This is a genomic window from Stenotrophomonas capsici, from assembly GCF_034961085.1.
GTDB classification, from domain to species: domain Bacteria; phylum Pseudomonadota; class Gammaproteobacteria; order Xanthomonadales; family Xanthomonadaceae; genus Stenotrophomonas; species Stenotrophomonas capsici.
Map to the genome: position 1 here is coordinate 75,855 of NZ_JAYFUH010000036.1, position 16,517 is coordinate 92,371.

A 16,517-nucleotide genomic window follows, 5' to 3' on the forward strand; every position below is an offset into this window, starting at 1 on the left:
CGTCACCGGCCGCGACGCTCAGCGCCGCTTGCCCTTGCCGACCGGGCGCCACTGCGCGCCACGGCCGGTGTTCCTGCGCTCGCTGGCCTGCTCGGCCTGGCGCTGCGCCAGCTTGGCCGCGGCGATGGCCACTTCCTCGCGCAGCTTGAAGTAGTTCAGCACCCGGCTCTCTTCGATCTCGCCGTTCTCGATCGCCTCGCGCACCGCGCAGCCGGGTTCCTGCTGGTGCGCGCAATCGCGGAAACGGCACTGCGTGGTCAGCGCCTCGATGTCGGCGAAGCCGCCCTCGGAAAGCATTTCCTCGCCGGTGGGCTTCAACTCGCGCATGCCCGGGGTGTCGATCAGGCAGGCGCCGGTCGGCAGCGGCATCAGCGCACGGTGCGTGGTGGTGTGGCGGCCGCGCGAATCGTTCTCGCGCACGCTGTTGGTCTTCATCCGGTCTTCGCCCAGCAACGTATTGGTGAGCGTGGATTTGCCGGCGCCGGACGAGCCCACCAGCACCACGGTGTTGCCCGGCTGCAGCCAGGGCTCCAGCGCGGCCACGCTGGCCGGGTCCTTGCCGTTGATCGCCAGCAGCGGGATCTGCTGGGCGGCCAGGTCTTCCAGCACGGCCAACGCGTCTTCGCTGTACTCGGTCTGGTCGGCCTTGGTCAGCACCACCACCGGTGCCGCGCCACCACCGCCCACCAGCAACAGGTAGCGCTCGATGCGGCGCGGGTTGAAGTCCGCATCCAGCCCGCAGACGATGAACACCGTGTCGATGTTGGCCGCGATCACCTGCTGGTGGTAATGCTCGCCGGCCGCGCCGCGCTTGATCGAGGTGCGCCGCGGCAGCAGCGCGACGATGCGGATGCCGTCCAGCAGCACCCAGTCGCCCACCGCCGCGCGCTCGTGGCTGGGGAAGCGCGGCCGCTGCCATTCCGGCGGCGATTCGGTCTTCAGGCTGTGCTCCGGCGCGTCGGCCACCACGTAGCCGGAACGATGCTGTTCGATCACCCGCCCCGGCCGGGCCTGGGGGTGCGCGGCGAAAGCGGCCTGCCAGGCCGGGTCCTCGGGAGCGCCGGGCCAGGGCCAGCCGATGCTGCGGAGCGGGGTGAAATCGAAGGCTTCTGTCATCGGGCAATTCTACAAGGCCAGAGCGACCGCTCCCGGACCCGCCCCTTCTGCTGCGCTGCAAGGGAGGGGGAAGCCCTTCGGAACGGTTGCGGCACGGGGCGTTGGTTCGCATTGGAACCTTCGCCCCGCAACGCAACAATTCCGCTACCATGCAGGCTCCATGCCCTTGATGGCCCTGCAGAAATGTCAAGCCCCGCCAAACCGCTCGCCACCCGTGAACGCCTGTCCGAAGTCCGCTACGAGATCCGTGGTGAGCTGGCCCGGCGAGCCCGCGAGCTGGAGGCCCAGGGCCGCAAGCTGATCAAGCTCAACATCGGCAACCCCGGCAACTTCGGGTTCCGTGCGCCGGTGCACCTGCAGCACGCCATCGCCGACGACATGGGCCGCACCGACCCGTACACCCACCAGCAGGGCCTGCCGGTGGCACGCGAGGCGATCGCCGCCGCCTATGCCCGCCGTGGCGCCCCCGATGCGGTGGCCGACCGGGTGTTCCTGGGCAACGGCGTGTCCGAGCTGATCGACCTGTCACTGCGCGCCCTGCTCAACCCGGGCGACGAAGTGCTGGTGCCCTCGCCCGACTACCCGCTGTGGTCGGCGGCCACCATCCTCAATGACGGCCGCCCGGTCTACTACCGCTGCAAGCCGGAGAACGGCTTCCTGCCCGACCCGGTGGAGATCGAGACGCTGGTGTCCTCGCGCACCCGCGCCATCGTGCTGATCAACCCGAACAACCCGGCCGGCGCCAGCTACCCGCGCGAGCTGCTGGAAAAGATCGTCGCCATCGCCCGCAAGCACAACCTGCTGCTGATGGTGGACGAGATCTACGACCAGATCCTCTACGACGGCGCGCAGTTCCAGCCGGTCGCACCGCTGGCCGGTGACCACCCCTGCCTGACCTTCAGCGGCCTGAGCAAGGTGCACCGCGCCTGTGGCTGGCGCGTGGGCTGGATGCTGCTGTCCGGCGCCGCCGAGCGCCTGGGGGAGTTCCGTGCCGCGCTGGACCTGCTCAGCGCGCTGCGCCTGTGCGCCAACGTGCCCGGCCAGTACGCCATCGAGGCCGCGGTCAACGGCCCGGACACCATCACCGAGCTGTGCTCGCCCGGTGGCCGCCTGTACGAGACCCGCCGTGCGGTGATCGACGCCTGCGCCGCCAGCGAGCACCTGTCACTGGTCGCGCCGTCCGGCGCGCTGTATGCGTTCCCGGCGGTGGTCGGCCCGGCCGCGCAGGGCTTCGACGACCACGACTTCGCCCTGCAGCTGATGGAGGAGGAAGGCGTGCTGGTGGTGCCCGGCTCCAGCTTCAACGTGCCCTACCGCAACCACTTCCGCGTGACCCTGCTGCCAGAGGCCAGCGTGATGCGCGAGGTGTTCGGCCGCATCGACAAGCTGCTGGCCCGCCGTGCCGAAGCGGTGACCAAGGTGGTCCCGTTGAAGGGCCGCGCCGCCGTCGCCCGCGCAGGGTGAGCCGCGTGAACGGAATCTCCGGGGCCAGCATCGAATCGGCCGCACCGCGCTATCTGGCGCTGGGCGATTCCTACACCATCGGCGAAGGCGTGCCGACCGAAGGCACCTGGCCGTTCCAGTTGGCCGCCGCGCTGCGCGCGGACGGCATCGCGCTGTCCGACCCGGAGGTGATCGCCACCACCGGCTGGACCACCGACGAGCTGGCCGCGGCCATCGACACCGCCGCGCCGCAGGGCCCGTATGCCCTGGTCAGCCTGCTGATCGGGGTCAACAACCAGTACCGCGGCCGCCCGCTGGCCGAGTACCGGCAGCAGTTCGAGCAACTGCTGCAGCGCGCGATCGCGCTGGCCGACGAGAATCCGGCGCGGGTGCTGGTGCTGTCCACGCCCGACTGGGGTTTCACCCCGTATGCGCAGCACAACGGCCGCGACGCGGCGCAGGTCGCCCGCGAGATCGACGACTTCAACGCCGCCGCGCATGCCTGCTGCGGCGATTACGGCGTGGCCTTCGTCGACATCACCCCGGCCAGCCGCGACGGCGGCGCGGAACCGGCGATGCTGGCGGACGACGGGCTGCACCCTTCCGCGCGGATGTACCGGCGCTGGATGGAACAGGCCCTGCCGGTGGCCAGCGCACTGCTCAAGGCGCCCCCCGCCGCGTGACCGGGCACGGTGCCAAGGCAGCCCTGTCGGCCGAGGATGCCCGCGCCATCGCCCGCGCCTTCGCCCCCGTCAGGCCTTGGGGCAACCGCTGGGACTACTACTACACGCTCTCCAAGCTGCGCAGCGACCCGTTGTATCCCGGCGTGCTGGACGCCCTGCGCGGCACCCGCGCGCCGGTGCTGGACATGGGCTGCGGGCTGGGCCTGCTGGCCCACGCATTGCGCCGTGACGGCCAGCACCTGCCCTATCGCGGCGTGGACAACGACGCGGCCAAGGTCGACCGCGGCCGTGACGTAGCCGCGCGCAGTGGCCTGGACGCCACCTGCTTCGAACGGATGGACCTGGCCACCACCTTGCCCGAGCACCGCGGCAGCGTGGCCATCCTCGACGTGCTGCAGTACCTGCCGGCCGCGGCCCAGGCCCACCTGCTGCAACGTGCCGCGGCCATGCTCGATGACGACAGCCGCCTGGTGATGCGCATGGCGCTGGCCGACCACACCCGGCGCGGACGGATCTCGCGGCTGGGCGACCGCGCCGCCCACCTGATCGGCTGGATGCAGTTCCGCCCCCGCCACTACCCCGACGCCGACAGCCTGCAGGCACAGCTGCAGCAGGCCGGGCTGTCGGTGCGCATCACCCCCCTGTACGGGCGCACCCCGTTCAACAACTGGCTGGTGGTGGCGCAACGCAGTTGAGGCACGACTCAGCCGTTTGCGCCGATAATCGCCCCATTCCATTCCTGCCGCCCGACCGGGCCGGCACACCAACGAGATCCACGTGAAGAGAACCTACCGCCTCGACATCGAAGGCAAGCATCCCGACCGCCTGCTGGAAGCCAGCAAGCACGACATCCGCAAGTACATCAAGCGCGAGCGCGGCAAGACCCTGCCCGCCGGTGCCGATGTCTGGGAGTTCGACAGCAAGGCCGGCGTCGACGAAGCCAGCGCCGAGCCGGTGGAATTCGGCACCCTGATCCGCGCGGTGGACGCACTGGTGGCCGCCGGCAACACACAGTTCTACGTCGAGGTGGTCAGCAGGCCCGGCAAGCGTACCCCGCGCCCGAAGCCCGAGCCGACCCCGGAAACCTCGCCGGAAAGCGATTTCGAGGATTGAGACCGGTCGTGCCGGGCCCTGCCCGGCAACGCCCCGGCGGAGCATGGCTCCGCCCTACGGGTTCGGGGCTGGATCCGGCCTGGCATTCGCCGCCGCGCGCAGGCGGTCCTTCTTGCTCGGCCGGCGGCCCTTGATGCCGCCGTTGTCGGCGGCCACCACGCGGGCCTGCACCGGTGCGTCCTTCGGCGCGAAGCCGTCCCGTTCCTCCAGCGCCACCTGCATGCCATTGCGCTTGCCGATCAGGCGCCAATGCGCCAGCGCATCGGCATCGACGAAACTCACCGCCAGGCCCTTTTCGCCGGCACGGCCGGTTCGACCGATACGGTGCAGGTAATCGGCCGGCGAGCGCGGCAGCTCGTAATTCACCACCACCGGCAGACGCGCGATGTCGATGCCACGCGCCGCCACGTCGGTGGCCACCAGTACCCGCAGCTGGCCGTCCTTGAAATCCTGCAGCATGCGCACGCGCCGTCCTTGTGACTGGTCGCCATGCAGCGCCTGCGCACTGATGTCGGCGGCACGCAGCTGTGCGGCCAGGCGGTCGCTGTCACGACGGCTGCCGACGAACACCAGCACCTGTGTCCAACCCGGGTCGTCCAGCAGCGACAACAGCAGCTCACCGCGCCGGCCCGCATCGACGCGGATCGCCCGCTGCGCGATCTCCGGTTGCGCCTGGTCGCGGATTTCCACCCGCTGCGGATCGCGCAGGCCGGCCGCGGCCAGCGCCGCGATGTCCGGCGGGAAGGTCGCCGAGAACAGCAACGTCTGCCGGCGCACCGGCAGCTCGGCCAGGATCTGCCGCAGCTCGTCGCCGAACCCGAGCTCGAGCAGGCGGTCGGCTTCGTCCAGCACCAGCAGCTGCACCTGCCCGAGCGAGAGCGCGTTGTGCGCCACCAGGTCGAGCAGGCGCCCGGGCGTGGCCACCACGATGTCGGCGCCGCCGCGTAATGCCATCAGCTGCGGATTGATCGACACCCCGCCCACCGCGCACACCAGGTGCGGCCGACGCGCCATCTGCCGGCCCAGCGTGTTGAACACATCGCTCACCTGCAACGCCAGTTCGCGCGTGGGGACCAGCACCAGTTGCAGCAGCGGGCGCGGCTTGCGCGCCTGGCCCATGGAAAAACGCTGCAGCGCCGGCAGCACGTAGGCCGCCGTCTTGCCCGAACCGGTCGGCGCCAACGCCACCAGGTCACGCCCTCTCACGATCAGCGGCACCGCCTGCTGCTGGATCGGCGTGGGTGCGGCATAGCCGGCCTGCTGCAATGCCTGCTGCAACGCAGGCAACACATAGGGCGAGAGGCCGAGCTGGGAGAAAGGCATCGAACGGGATTCCGGGAAAAGACGGGATGCGAGTCTACGCGCTTGCCCGTGGCAGGCGTGCCTGCAGGCCCCGCGCCTGCAACTGCTCAAGCACGCCCTCGATGATGGCCAGGTTGTGCCCGTGCGCAGACCCTTCATGCAGCAACACGATCGCGCCGGGCCGCAGGTCGGCGGCAATCCGACGCACCACGTCCTGCGGCTGGCAGGCCACGCCGTCGAAACCGCGCGCGCTCCAGCCCACCCGCGTGAGCCCGTGGCGCTTGAGCGCGGCGGCGACGAACGGGTTGGTCATGCCCACCACCGAGCGGTACCAGCGTGGCGGGCTGCCGGCCAGTTCGCCCAGTGCCTGCTGGCATCCCTGGATCTGCGCGGCCATCGCCGCCGGGCCCAGTGCCCAGAACCGCGCCTGGGGGTGGGAATGGCTGTGGTTGCCGATGCCGTGGCCACGGCGCAGCACCTCGTGTACCAGCGCCGGCCGTGCCTGCGCACGCTCGCCGACCATGAAGAAGGTGGCCTTGGCCTGGTAGCGATCAAGCAGGTCGAGCACGGCCAGGGTGTCGTCCGAGGGGCCATCGTCGATGGTCAGCCACACGTCCGCGCCCGCCACGCGGCTGACCACCGGAGCGTAGAAACGGCTGTTGGGCAGGAACACCGGCACCACGAACAGCGCATGGCTGGCCAGCAGCAACGGCAGTCCCCAGGCCCAGCCCAGCGCCCACCAGGCCAGTGCCACCAGCCCCTGCGAAACCACCAGCCACGGCACCCAGCGCCAGGGGCGCACGGGAACGCGATACAGGGTTTCCTTGGCGGTCATGCCCGGGGGTGCCTCACAGCGTAGAATCGGACATTGTCACAGACCACTTCCACGAGTTCACGATGTCCCTGGATCCCGCCCTGCGCTCGCGCATTGAATCCATCCTCGGCGCCAACCGCGTCGTCCTGTTCATGAAGGGCCAGCCGACCATGCCGCAGTGCGGTTTCTCGGCCAAGGCCGTCGGCGCCCTGCAGGACCTGGGCGTGGAGTTCGCCCACGTCAACGTGCTGGCCGACCAGGAAATCCGCGAAGGCATCAAGGCCTATGGCGACTGGCCGACCATCCCGCAGCTGTACGTGGGCGGCGAACTGGTCGGCGGCAGCGACATCATCCTGCAGATGGCCAACAGCGGTGAGCTGAGCAGCCTGCTGGGCGTGGCCGCACCGGACCGCACCCCGCCGACCATCACCGTCACCCCGGCGGCGGTGGAAATGCTCAAGGGCGCGCTGGCCGACGCCCCGGGCAGCGCCCTGCAGCTGAGCATCGACGCGCGCTTCCAGCCGAACTTCCAGCTGGCCCCGTTCGACGCCAACGCCATCGCCGCCGAGTCCAACGGCCTGCGCGTGCAGTTCGACGTTTCCAGCGCCCGCCGCGCCAACGGCATCACCATCGACTGGGTGGACGACATCCGTGGCCAGGGCCTGGCGATCAACAACCCGAACGCACCCCGGCCGGTGCAGGAGCTGGACGTGCGCAGCGCCGATGACCAGCTGCGTGCCGGCGCCATCACCCTGGTGGACGTGCGCCCGGCCGACGAGCGCGCGATCGCCGCGATCAACGCCCCGTTCGAAACCTTCGACGGCGACAACCGCGCCCGGCTCGAAGCCCTGCCCAAAGACACCCCGCTGGCGTTCCTGTGCCACCGCGGTGGCCGCAGCGCGCAGGCTGCCGACCATTTCCATGGCCTGGGCTTCAGCAACGTGTTCAACGTCACCGGCGGCATCGATGCCTGGTCGGAGAACGTGGACAACAGCGTGCCGAAGTACTGATCACCGCGATCAGGATGCACGACAGAAAACGCCGGCAATGCCGGCGTTTTTCATACCCGGTGGCGTGCGCCGGTCAGCCGGCGAAACCGCCCTCGGCCAGGAAATGCAGTTCTTCCGGCGTGGGAATGCGGCCCAGCACCGCATTGCGGTGCGGGAAACGCCCGAAGCGGCGGATGATGTCGCGATGCAGCTCGGCGTACTTCAGGTACTCCAGGTCGCCCAGCACTTCGAACATCGCCACCGAGCGCTCCTGGTCATGCGGGTCTTCCGAGTGCTCGAACGGCAGGTAGATGAAGGCCCGCAGCTGTGGGGTCAGCTCGCGGTCCAGGCCTTCCTCGATGGTGCGCATGGCGTAATGCCGGGCCAACCCATCGGTGGCATAGGAGTGCGCGGTGCCACGGAAGCAGTTGCGCGGGAACTGGTCGAGCAGGACCTGCAGGGCCAGCGCGCCCTCGGCGGTCTGCAGCCACTCCTCGCAGCCACGGCGTGCAGCCTGCCAATGCAGGTCGAGGAAACGCTGGCCGAACTCGGCGTCGAACGCATCGTCCCGCGTGAACCAGCGTTTCGGCCCGGCCGCACGCCAGAACTCCACTACAGACTTTGCCGTTTCCATTTCCTTCCCCAGAACCCTGCCCGTATTCAGGCAGCGGTATTCCCTGCCATAACCCTGTCGCCTTGGCCGGAAGCCGCGCCGACGTGGTCGCTAGCTTAATGGCCCGCAGCAGGGCTGGGTATGACCAACTTGTGAAATAACCGAACCGGGATTGAGACGTACGCCGCATAACCGGGCAACTTGACGGCAAATTTTGAGATAGGGTTCTAACCTTTGAGAACATACGGACCCGGAGGGGGCCTGCATGCGCATCGGAATTGTGGTCGACTCTGCCTGCGACCTGCCCGTTGGATACCTGCAACGCAACAATCTCGTCCTGCTGCCCATCACGGTACGCATCGGCGACACGATCCTGCCGGACAACCGCGACGAAGAGGCCACCCTGGCCTTCATCAAGGGCCCGCTCAGCGACCAGGGCGCCGAGGCCGAAACCACCCCCTACAGTTCCGAGCAGATCCGCGACCTGTTCCTGCACCGCCTGGTGACGGACTTCGACCAGGTCTTCTGCATGACCATCACCCGCACCCGCAGCCCGCTGCATGACAACGCGGTGCAGGCCAGCTACGCCATCCTCAGCGAGTACAAGCCGATCCGCCAGGCCGCCGGCTACAACTCGCCTTTCAGCCTGCGCGTGATCGACACCCAGAACCTGTTCGCCGCCCAGGCGGTCAGCGCGGTGGAGGCGGTGCGCCTGCGCGACAGTGGCGCCACCGTGCCGCAGATGCGCGAGCGGCTGGAACTGGTCGCGGCCAACGTGCACGGCTACATGATCACCCGCGACCTGTACTACATGCGCGCCCGTGCCCGCCACAAGGGGGACCGCAGCGTCGGGCTGTTCAGTGCGGCGCTGGGCAGCGCGCTGGACATCAAGCCGGTGCTGCATGGCTACCGCGGCAACACCGAGCCGGTGGCCAAGATCAAGGGCTTCGACAACGCGGTGCAGTCGCTGTTCGGCTTCGTCGGCAAGCGCGTGGCGGCCGGGTTGATGACGCCGGTGGTATGCGTGAGCTACGGCGGCCCGCTGGAAGAACTGCGCACCCTGCCCGGCTACCGCGAGCTGCGCGACACCTGCGACCAGCACGGCGTGACGCTGATGGAAGCGCTGATGAGCCTGACCGGCATGGTCAACGTCGGCAAGGGCGCGGTGACCATCGGCTTCGCCGACGGACCACATGTTTTCTCGGCCTGATCCGGCGTGGATCGTGTACGGAATCACGACGCCGTTCGTGCAAGACTGCGGCACCTGAAAGGAGACTCCCATGCCCGTGTATTCGATTTCGCTGCCTGATCCGAGCAAGGCCCGCGGCAGCGATCCGCGCCTGTCCTTCACCGCCAGCGGCGCCGACGCTTTCGCCGAGCAGTTGCAGGCGGCGCTGCGCACCCCGGAGCTGTTCGAGCGCTGGAAGGCCACCCAGGACGAGCCCGATGACGTGGATCCGTCCCTGGGCGCCACGGACCCGGCCGCCACGGTCACCGGCCAGCAGGCCGACCTGCGCATCAACCTGCAGGCCACCACCACGTTGGCGGGCGATCTGTTCAAGCATCGCCTGCGCCTGCTGGCCGGCAGCAACTGGGAACTGCGCGACGTGCGCTGAGCCTTGGGCACGCCTGTCCTGTTGTCCTGGAGCGGCGGCAAGGATGCCGCCTGGGCCCTGCACGAACTGCGCCAGCGCGACGAGATGGAGGTCGTCGCGCTGCTGAGCACGCTGACCGAGGGGGATGACCGCGCGTCGATGCAGGGCGTGCGCCGCGAGGTGCTGCAGGCCCAGGCCGAGGCGGCCGGGCTGCCCCTGCTGGAGGCGTGGATCCCACAGGCCTGCGACAACACCCTGTACCTGCAGCGCATGGCCGATGCCCTGCTGCAGGCACGGCTGCGTTGGCCCGGCCTGCACACCCTGGCGTTCGGCGACCTGTTGCTGGAGGACATCCGGCGGTGGCGCGAACAGCAATACGCACCGCTGGGCTGGCAGACGCTGTTCCCGCTGTTCGGCCGCGACACCGCACAGCTGGCGCGGCAGATGATCGCCGGCGGCCTGCGCGCCCGGTTGTGCTGCGTGGACAGCCAGCGGCTCGACCCCGGGTTCGCCGGCCGGGCGTTTGATGTCGCCCTGCTCGACGCCCTGCCCGGCGCGGTCGACGCCTGTGGCGAAAACGGCGAATTCCACACCTGCGTCAGCGACGGGCCGATGTTCCTGCACCCCCTCACCCTGCACCAAGGACAGACCGTGCTGCGCGATGCGCGCTACGTCTACACCGACTTCCACCGCTAGCGCCGCCCTGGCCGGTGCAGTCTGCGACCGCACGGCGCCACGGGGGCTTCCGTCAACAGGCGACCGGCCCGCCCAGTGCCCCGCGCACCATCACCCGGTTGCGGCCGGCGTGCTTGGCCGCATACAACGCGGCGTCGGCATCGGCCAGCAACTGCCCGCTGTCCGGCATGACCGGGGGATGCAGGAATGCCACGCCGATGCTGATGCTGACCGGCCCCTCCGGCAGGCGCAGGGCCTGTACCGCCACCCGCAGCCGTTCGGCCAACGCCAGCACCCCGTCCAGGTCGCACCCTGGCACGATGACCGCGAACTCCTCGCCGCCATAGCGCGCCACGCGGTCGGCCGCGCGTTGCACGGTCGCCTGCAACTGCACCGCCACCGCCTGCAGGCAGCGATCTCCCGCCGGATGGCCATGCGCATCGTTGAATGCCTTGAAGTGATCGATGTCCACCAGCAGCAGCGCTAGTTCGGTGCCGCTGCGCCGGGCCCGGTTCCATTCATTGCGCAGCGTCGCATCGAACTCGCGGCGGTTGGCCACGCCGGTGAGGCCGTCCTGCCGCGCCAGCTGGTCCAAGGCCGCCTGCCGCTCCAACAGGTGGATCTGCAGCAGCATGCTGCGCAGGCCGAACCCCAGCGTGGCGACCACGAAGCCGGCCAGGGCCAGCGGCCGTGCATGGTCCACCACCAGCGTGCCGACCACCAGCAGCAACAGCGGCAGGATCATCGGGCCACCGGCCTGCACCAGCCGTGACAGGCGCGAGTGCCGGGCCGGCGCCGGCACCAGTGCAGGCGCCGGCGCCAACGCAAGCACCACCAGCAGCAGGAATGGCAGGTCGATCAGCAGGTCGTTGTAGGCGCCGAAGGCGTCCTCCGACGTGAAGTGGTTGATGTAGCCGGCCACCAGCAGATAGGCCACCGCATACAACGCCAGCGCCCGGAAGAAGCTGCGCCGCTCGGGCACGTCGCCGGCCAGCCACCGCACCACCGCGAAGCCGGCGATGCACAGGTTCTGGATGTCGAACATGTAACGCATGTTGGCCATCGCGTGTTCGTCGACATCGATGCGACCGGCGAAGAACCCGGCATGCACGAAGAACAGCACGCCCAGCAGTGCCGCCATCGCGGCGTCGATCAGGCTGATGCTCAGGCGCTCACGCCGCGCGCGGGCCAGGATGAACACCAGTGGCACGCCATACAGCACATACAGCAGCAGGCTGGCGCGCGGGGTGACGTCGGCACGGCCCGCGCCCAGCGCATCAACCATGTTCAGGGCCATGCCACCGGCCCACAGCAGCAATGCCAATGCGGTGGCGCGCCAACCCGGTGCCGCGCTGTCATGCCGTGCCCGCCACAGGCAGGCGCCGGCAGCCAGCAACGGCGCGAGCGTCAGGAACACGAACGAACCCGCGCCGGTCTCCCCCGGCCACAGGGTCATGACCAGGGCATGACAGGCCACATACAGCAGAACCAATACCACCGGCATGCATCCCCCGTCGACCAGGCCGCATGCCCGGACGATAGCGCGGCCGTCGCCACGACCGCGTGATCCACACCCCCGAATGGCGTGCCGGCGAACGGCCGGCCCCCATGTACCGCCGGGAACCTCGGGTCCCCGCCTCTCAGCCCTTCAGGGCGTGGGCGTGATGGGCGATGTGCTCGCCGATGAAGCTGGCGATGAAGTAGTAGCTGTGGTCGTAACCGGGTTGCAGGCGCAGGGTCAGCGGATGGCCCACGGCGGCACATGCCGCCTGCAGCAGCTGCGGACGCAACTGGGTCTGGAGGAATTCATCCGCGCCCCCCTGGTCCACCAGCAACGGCAGGCGCTCGGCTGCGTCGGCCACCAGTGCGGTGGCGTCGTACTGCTGCCACGCCACCGCGTCTTCGCCGAGGTAGGCGGTGAATGCCTTCTGCCCCCACGGCACCTGCGACGGCGCCATGATCGGCGAAAACGCCGACACGCTGCGGTAACGCCCCGGGTTCTTCAGCGCGACGGTCAACGCGCCGTGCCCGCCCATCGAATGGCCGCTGATCGCACGCGCGCCATTGGCCGGCAGGTTGGCTTCCACCCAGGCCGGCAGCTCGTCGACGATGTAGTCGTACATGCGGTAGTGCCGCGACCACGGCTCGCGCGTGGCATTGACGTAGAAACCGGCGCCCTTGCCGAGGTCATAACCCTCGGCATCGGCCACCGCCTCGCCGCGCGGGCTGGTATCCGGGGCGACGATGATCACCCCGTGTTCGGCGGCATAGCGTTGCGCGCCGGCCTTGGTGATGAAGTTCTGCTCGGTGCAGGTCAGCCCGCTCAGCCAGTACAGCACCGGGCACGGGCCGTGCTCGGCCTGCGGCGGCAGGTACACGCCGACCGTCATCTCGCAGCCGAGCACGTCCGATGCGTGCCGGTAGACATCCTGCCAGCCACCGAAGCAGGCGCGGTGTTCGATGCGTTCGGCCGCCATCTCAGTTATCTCCCGATGCCGACGGCAACCGGATCTCGCAGGTCTTCAACGCCTCCAGGCTGCCCTTCACCTCGATGCGTGATTCGCTGGCCAGGCTGCCGATGCGCAGTACATAGAACGACTCCGGGATGTCCTCGTACTCGTCGGGTGCGGCGATCAACACACCTGCGGCGACGAAGCCCGCATTCTTCCAGGTGCTACCCAACGACGACAGGATCGACTGATCGATCTTCACCAGGTCCTGCGCCTGCAGTCGCTCGATCGCCTCACGCGCTTCCTGGTTGTCACCCGTGTCGGCCAGCGCGGCGGCCAATGCCTCTTTGTTCAACATCGTGCTCATCTCAGTAATGAATGACCGAACGGATCGACTTGCCTTCGTGCATCAGGTCGAACGCTTCGTTGATCTTGTCCAGTTCCATCGTGTGGGTGACGAACGGCGCCAGTTCGATGTCGCCCTTCATCGCGTCCTCGACCATGCCCGGCAACTGGCTGCGGCCCTTCACGCCACCGAACGCAGTGCCCAGCCACTTGCGGCCGGTGACCAGCTGGAACGGACGGGTGGAGATTTCCTGGCCTGCGCCAGCCACGCCGATGATCACGCTCTGGCCCCAGCCACGGTGCGCGCATTCCAGCGCCGCGCGCATCACCTGGGTGTTGCCGATGCACTCGAAGCTGTGGTCCACGCCCCAGCCGGTCATCTCCACGATCACCTGCTGGATCGGCTTGTCATGGTCCTTCGGGTTGACGCAGTCGGTGGCACCAAACTGCCTGGCCAGCTCGAACTTGGACGGGTTGGTGTCGATGGCGATGATGCGGCCGGCCTTGGCCTGGCGCGCGCCCTGGATCACCGCCAGGCCGATGCCACCGAGGCCAAACACGGCCACGCTGTCGCCCTCGGCCACCTTGGCGGTGTTGTGCACCGCGCCGATGCCGGTGGTGACGCCGCAGCCCAGCAGGCAGACGTGCTCCGGGTTGGCTTCCGGGTTGACCTTGGCCAGCGACACCTCGGCCACCACGGTGTACTCGGAGAAGGTCGAGCAGCCCATGTAGTGGTAGATCGGCTCACCGTTGTAGGAGAAGCGGCTGGTGCCGTCCGGCATCACGCCCTTGCCCTGCGTCGCGCGCACGGCGGTGCACAGGTTGGTCTTGCCGCTCTTGCAGAACAGGCACTGGCCGCACTCGGCGGTGTACAGCGGGATGACGTGGTCACCCGGCTTCACCGACGTCACGCCCTCGCCCACCTCGACCACGATGCCGGCGCCTTCATGGCCGAGCACGCACGGGAACAGGCCTTCCGGATCATCGCCGGACAGGGTGAAGGCATCGGTGTGGCAGACGCCGGTATGGGTGATCTTGACCAGCACTTCGCCCGCCTTGGGCGGGGCGACGTCGATCTCGACGATCTGCAGCGGCTGGCCCGGGCCAAAGGCGACGGCGGCACGTGATTTCATGGGGTTCTCCTGCGCAATGATGGAACGCGGCACGACGTACCGCGCATTGATTTGAAGGGGCTATTTGAGATAGGAGCGGATCAGGCTGGACATCTCGGCCACGCGCGTGGCGCGCTGCGCATCGGACTGCGCGGGCTGGCCGAATTCCTCTCGCAGGTGCGCCTCCATCACCTCGGACATCAGCCCGTTGACGGCACCGCGGATGGCGGCGATCTGCTGCAGCACCGGGTTGCAGTCCGCCCCGGCCTCCAGCGCGCGCTCCAACGCATCGCACTGGCCCCGGATGCGTTTGACCCGGGCCAGCACCTTCTTCTTTTCCTCGGGCGAATGCGGCACCGGCCGGCCTCTTATCCTGTACTGGGGGATAGTATATTGAGGTGATCCCGGGAATGCCAACGACCTCTTGGCTGGCTGCACTCCTCCGGACTCAGGGGCGGATCGGACACCACCGCAACGTGGCCGGGAACCGCTACGCCCGGCGGCCTGGACGTACAGGCGAAGGGCGTGCCTCGTCCGCTCAAACCCGTCGGCAGCAACCGATTCGTGGTCCCCGATGCCCATGTTCCGGCCGGGACCCTGCAGGCCGCGTTCAAGCGTGATGCCACCGGCAAGGCGCACAGCCTGACGGTGATCGCGGGAGATGGCGTCCTGGTCTTCGATAAACATCCCCAGCAGGGCTGACGCTACCGGGACGCCCCCTGCCCGGTGGCTTCCCGCGCGGCAACGCGCTTGACCAGCGTGTCGATGGCCGCTTCCATGGCGTGCGCCGTCTGGTCACCACTCTGGTTGGTGATGGCGAAGATGCCCAGATCGTACTTGGGCAAGATGTAGATGTAGCACTGTGAGCGGGGCACGCCGCCGTGGTGGGCGTAGTAGACCCCTTTCAGGCGGTCGCCGCTGACGATGTTCCAGAAATAGCCGATGCTGAACTCGGGATCGAATTCGACCAGGGCGCGATGGGACTCCGTCACGACGGGACCACCGGCCAACTGGAACCTGAGGTACTCCACCATCCCCGGGACCGTCGCCTTCACGTTTCCGGAGGCGCCCCAGGGCAACAGTGGCATCGGCGTGGTCGGCACCGGGTTGTCACTGTGGTAGCCGACCGCAAGCCGGGCTGCCTCCTCCTCGTTCGGCCGAATCCTGAGGCCGGTCATCGCCGCGGATTCCTGGACGAACCCGCGCAGTAGCGACTCGTAGTCGCGCTTGTAAACCGTTTCAAGGATATGCGCGGCCAGTTCGGTTCCGGTACTGGAGTAGGCGTAGTCCTTCCCGGGCGCCTGTCGAATCTCGACGGCGTGCAGGTCCCTGAAGAACTCCGCCTTGCCATAGCCTGCGTAAATGGCATTGAGTTCGCGCGGCGTGCGCTGATCGGTGAAGTCGGCAAGCACCGTGTTCGCCCGTTCCGGCAACATGTTCGGCAGACCACTCGTGTGCGACAGCAGGTGACGGATGCGGATGGGTTCGCCGTGGTACTGCAGGTTCGGGTAGTCGCCTTGCAGATACCTGCGGACGTCATCGTCCAGGTCGAGCCTGCGCTCCAGTACCGCATTCGCCATCAAGGTGCCCGTGAGGGTCTTGCTCAACGAGCCGATTTCATAGAGCGTCGCATCGGTCGGGGGACCTGGCTTGCCGGTTTCCATGTCGCCGCGGTGGCGGATGAACGCCTCGCCCCGATACACGACCCCGATCGAGGTCGAATGAAGCAGTGGCTGCTCGATCAGCGTTGCAGCGACCTCGTCGATGTCCGCGCCCAGATCCCGAGTCGGCACAGGGCTGCCCGTGCAGCCCGTTGCCAGCAGCGCGATGGAGAATACGAAGCAGCTGAAACACCGGTTCCCGGAAAACAACGAAATCGCCTGCATGCGTCAGCGCTTGGAGGGGCATTGAAGGGGCGTTCAAGATAGCCGATTGCCGGGACCAACGCCTGGCCCTGCTCACCCCGATGCACCTGCCAGCATGGAGGCAAGCAAGGCACCTGGCCCGAAGGCCGCTCCAGCATCGATCAGGAAACGTGTGCGGAAGGCCTTGGGCCGCGGCTCACCGCTTCGGTCTGCGAAGCACCGGGCGACTCGCAACACCTGCACCGAGGCGAGCGCCCCCTGCCCGATCAGGCCGGTTTCCCGGCCTTGTGATACGCGACAAGCGCATTGGCATGGCCGTGGCCAAGCTTGTGCTCGGCCTTGAGGAAGGCCACCTGTTCCATGTGCTTCCGGTCCTGGACGGTGTCCAGCAGCGCGAGCCAG

The 16,517-nt window shown here is 68.4% G+C and carries 20 protein-coding genes; 9 read left to right on the forward strand and 11 right to left on the reverse strand.

The features are described 5' to 3' along the window. Positions 1-18 precede the first annotated feature (18 nt). Complete coding sequence (gene rsgA, locus VA603_RS00935) at positions 19-1,116, reverse strand: ribosome small subunit-dependent GTPase A (protein ID WP_132865573.1); 1,098 nt, start codon at positions 1,114-1,116, stop codon at positions 19-21. Between the two features lie 183 nt (positions 1,117-1,299). Here rsgA and VA603_RS00940 point away from each other — a divergent pair, with 183 nt between their 5' ends. From VA603_RS00940 to VA603_RS00955, 4 genes are all read left to right on the forward strand, one after another. After that, the gene (locus VA603_RS00940) at positions 1,300-2,580 is read left to right on the forward strand and encodes a pyridoxal phosphate-dependent aminotransferase (protein WP_323437668.1); all 1,281 of its coding nucleotides are present in this window, start codon (positions 1,300-1,302) and stop codon (positions 2,578-2,580) included. Positions 2,581-2,585: 5 nt separating this feature from the next. Then, positions 2,586-3,242, forward strand: coding sequence for an SGNH/GDSL hydrolase family protein (locus tag VA603_RS00945; RefSeq protein WP_132865575.1), 657 nt, complete (start codon positions 2,586-2,588; stop codon positions 3,240-3,242). A 23-nt stretch (positions 3,243-3,265) separates the two neighbouring features. Further along, positions 3,266-3,937 (forward strand): class I SAM-dependent methyltransferase, encoded by a 672-nt coding sequence (locus VA603_RS00950; RefSeq protein WP_132866216.1) that lies wholly within the window; start codon positions 3,266-3,268, stop codon positions 3,935-3,937. An 82-nt stretch (positions 3,938-4,019) separates the two neighbouring features. Beyond that, on the forward strand, positions 4,020-4,355 hold the full coding sequence (locus VA603_RS00955; protein ID WP_132865576.1) for a DUF6172 family protein: 336 nt from the start codon (positions 4,020-4,022) through the stop codon (positions 4,353-4,355). Between the two features lie 54 nt (positions 4,356-4,409). Here VA603_RS00955 and VA603_RS00960 read toward each other — a convergent pair whose 3' ends face one another. Both VA603_RS00960 and VA603_RS00965 read right to left on the reverse strand, forming a co-directional pair. Then, the gene (locus VA603_RS00960; RefSeq protein WP_323437669.1) at positions 4,410-5,678 is read right to left on the reverse strand and encodes a DEAD/DEAH box helicase; all 1,269 of its coding nucleotides are present in this window, start codon (positions 5,676-5,678) and stop codon (positions 4,410-4,412) included. 34 nt (positions 5,679-5,712) lie between these two features. Beyond that, entirely contained in the window at positions 5,713-6,492 is a 780-nt protein-coding gene (locus VA603_RS00965; protein ID WP_132865578.1) for a polysaccharide deacetylase family protein, read from the reverse strand. 62 nt (positions 6,493-6,554) lie between these two features. On the opposite strand from VA603_RS00965, the gene grxD reads away from it, so the two are divergent. Then, entirely contained in the window at positions 6,555-7,481 is a 927-nt protein-coding gene (gene grxD / locus VA603_RS00970) for a Grx4 family monothiol glutaredoxin (RefSeq protein ID WP_323437670.1), read from the forward strand. A 73-nt stretch (positions 7,482-7,554) separates the two neighbouring features. On the opposite strand, the gene VA603_RS00975 is transcribed toward grxD, so the two are convergent. Further along, positions 7,555-8,094, reverse strand: a complete 540-nt coding sequence (locus VA603_RS00975; RefSeq protein WP_132865580.1) for a DUF924 family protein — start codon at positions 8,092-8,094, stop codon at positions 7,555-7,557. Positions 8,095-8,338: 244 nt separating this feature from the next. Here VA603_RS00975 and VA603_RS00980 point away from each other — a divergent pair, with 244 nt between their 5' ends. The 3 genes from VA603_RS00980 to VA603_RS00990 all read left to right on the forward strand — a co-directional run bounded on the left by VA603_RS00980 (position 8,339) and on the right by VA603_RS00990 (position 10,364). Then, positions 8,339-9,283, forward strand: a complete 945-nt coding sequence (locus VA603_RS00980; protein WP_132865582.1) for a DegV family protein — start codon at positions 8,339-8,341, stop codon at positions 9,281-9,283. Between the two features lie 70 nt (positions 9,284-9,353). Beyond that, positions 9,354-9,689 carry a hypothetical protein gene (locus VA603_RS00985; RefSeq protein ID WP_132865584.1) on the forward strand — a complete coding sequence of 112 codons (336 nt, stop codon included), beginning with the start codon at positions 9,354-9,356 and terminating at the stop codon, positions 9,687-9,689. A 3-nt stretch (positions 9,690-9,692) separates the two neighbouring features. Continuing rightward, positions 9,693-10,364, forward strand: a complete 672-nt coding sequence (locus tag VA603_RS00990; protein WP_323437671.1) for a Dph6-related ATP pyrophosphatase — start codon at positions 9,693-9,695, stop codon at positions 10,362-10,364. A 52-nt stretch (positions 10,365-10,416) separates the two neighbouring features. Here the strand turns inward: VA603_RS00990 and VA603_RS00995 are convergent, their stop codons facing one another. From VA603_RS00995 to VA603_RS01015, 5 genes are all read right to left on the reverse strand, one after another. After that, the gene (locus VA603_RS00995) at positions 10,417-11,847 is read right to left on the reverse strand and encodes a GGDEF domain-containing protein (protein ID WP_323437673.1); all 1,431 of its coding nucleotides are present in this window, start codon (positions 11,845-11,847) and stop codon (positions 10,417-10,419) included. Between the two features lie 136 nt (positions 11,848-11,983). Next, positions 11,984-12,820, reverse strand: coding sequence for an S-formylglutathione hydrolase (gene fghA, locus VA603_RS01000; RefSeq protein ID WP_323437674.1), 837 nt, complete (start codon positions 12,818-12,820; stop codon positions 11,984-11,986). A 1-nt stretch (position 12,821) separates the two neighbouring features. After that, positions 12,822-13,151: a hypothetical protein gene (locus VA603_RS01005; protein ID WP_165931209.1), complete on the reverse strand. Its 330-nt coding sequence runs from the start codon at positions 13,149-13,151 to the stop codon at positions 12,822-12,824. 10 nt (positions 13,152-13,161) lie between these two features. Continuing rightward, a complete protein-coding gene (locus VA603_RS01010; RefSeq protein ID WP_192287620.1) occupies positions 13,162-14,271 on the reverse strand; it encodes an S-(hydroxymethyl)glutathione dehydrogenase/class III alcohol dehydrogenase in 1,110 nt (369 codons plus the stop codon). Positions 14,272-14,331: 60 nt separating this feature from the next. Further along, complete coding sequence (locus VA603_RS01015; protein WP_192287621.1) at positions 14,332-14,607, reverse strand: metal/formaldehyde-sensitive transcriptional repressor; 276 nt, start codon at positions 14,605-14,607, stop codon at positions 14,332-14,334. A 168-nt stretch (positions 14,608-14,775) separates the two neighbouring features. Here VA603_RS01015 and VA603_RS01020 point away from each other — a divergent pair, with 168 nt between their 5' ends. Further along, the gene (locus tag VA603_RS01020) at positions 14,776-14,952 is read left to right on the forward strand and encodes a hypothetical protein (protein ID WP_323437676.1); all 177 of its coding nucleotides are present in this window, start codon (positions 14,776-14,778) and stop codon (positions 14,950-14,952) included. A gap of 2 nt (positions 14,953-14,954) precedes the next feature. Here VA603_RS01020 and VA603_RS01025 read toward each other — a convergent pair whose 3' ends face one another. Both VA603_RS01025 and VA603_RS01030 read right to left on the reverse strand, forming a co-directional pair. Continuing rightward, positions 14,955-16,136: a serine hydrolase domain-containing protein gene (locus VA603_RS01025; protein ID WP_323437677.1), complete on the reverse strand. Its 1,182-nt coding sequence runs from the start codon at positions 16,134-16,136 to the stop codon at positions 14,955-14,957. Positions 16,137-16,381: 245 nt separating this feature from the next. Next, a partial coding sequence (locus tag VA603_RS01030; RefSeq protein ID WP_323437678.1) for a DUF4287 domain-containing protein occupies positions 16,382-16,517 on the reverse strand: 136 nt, incomplete at its 5' end.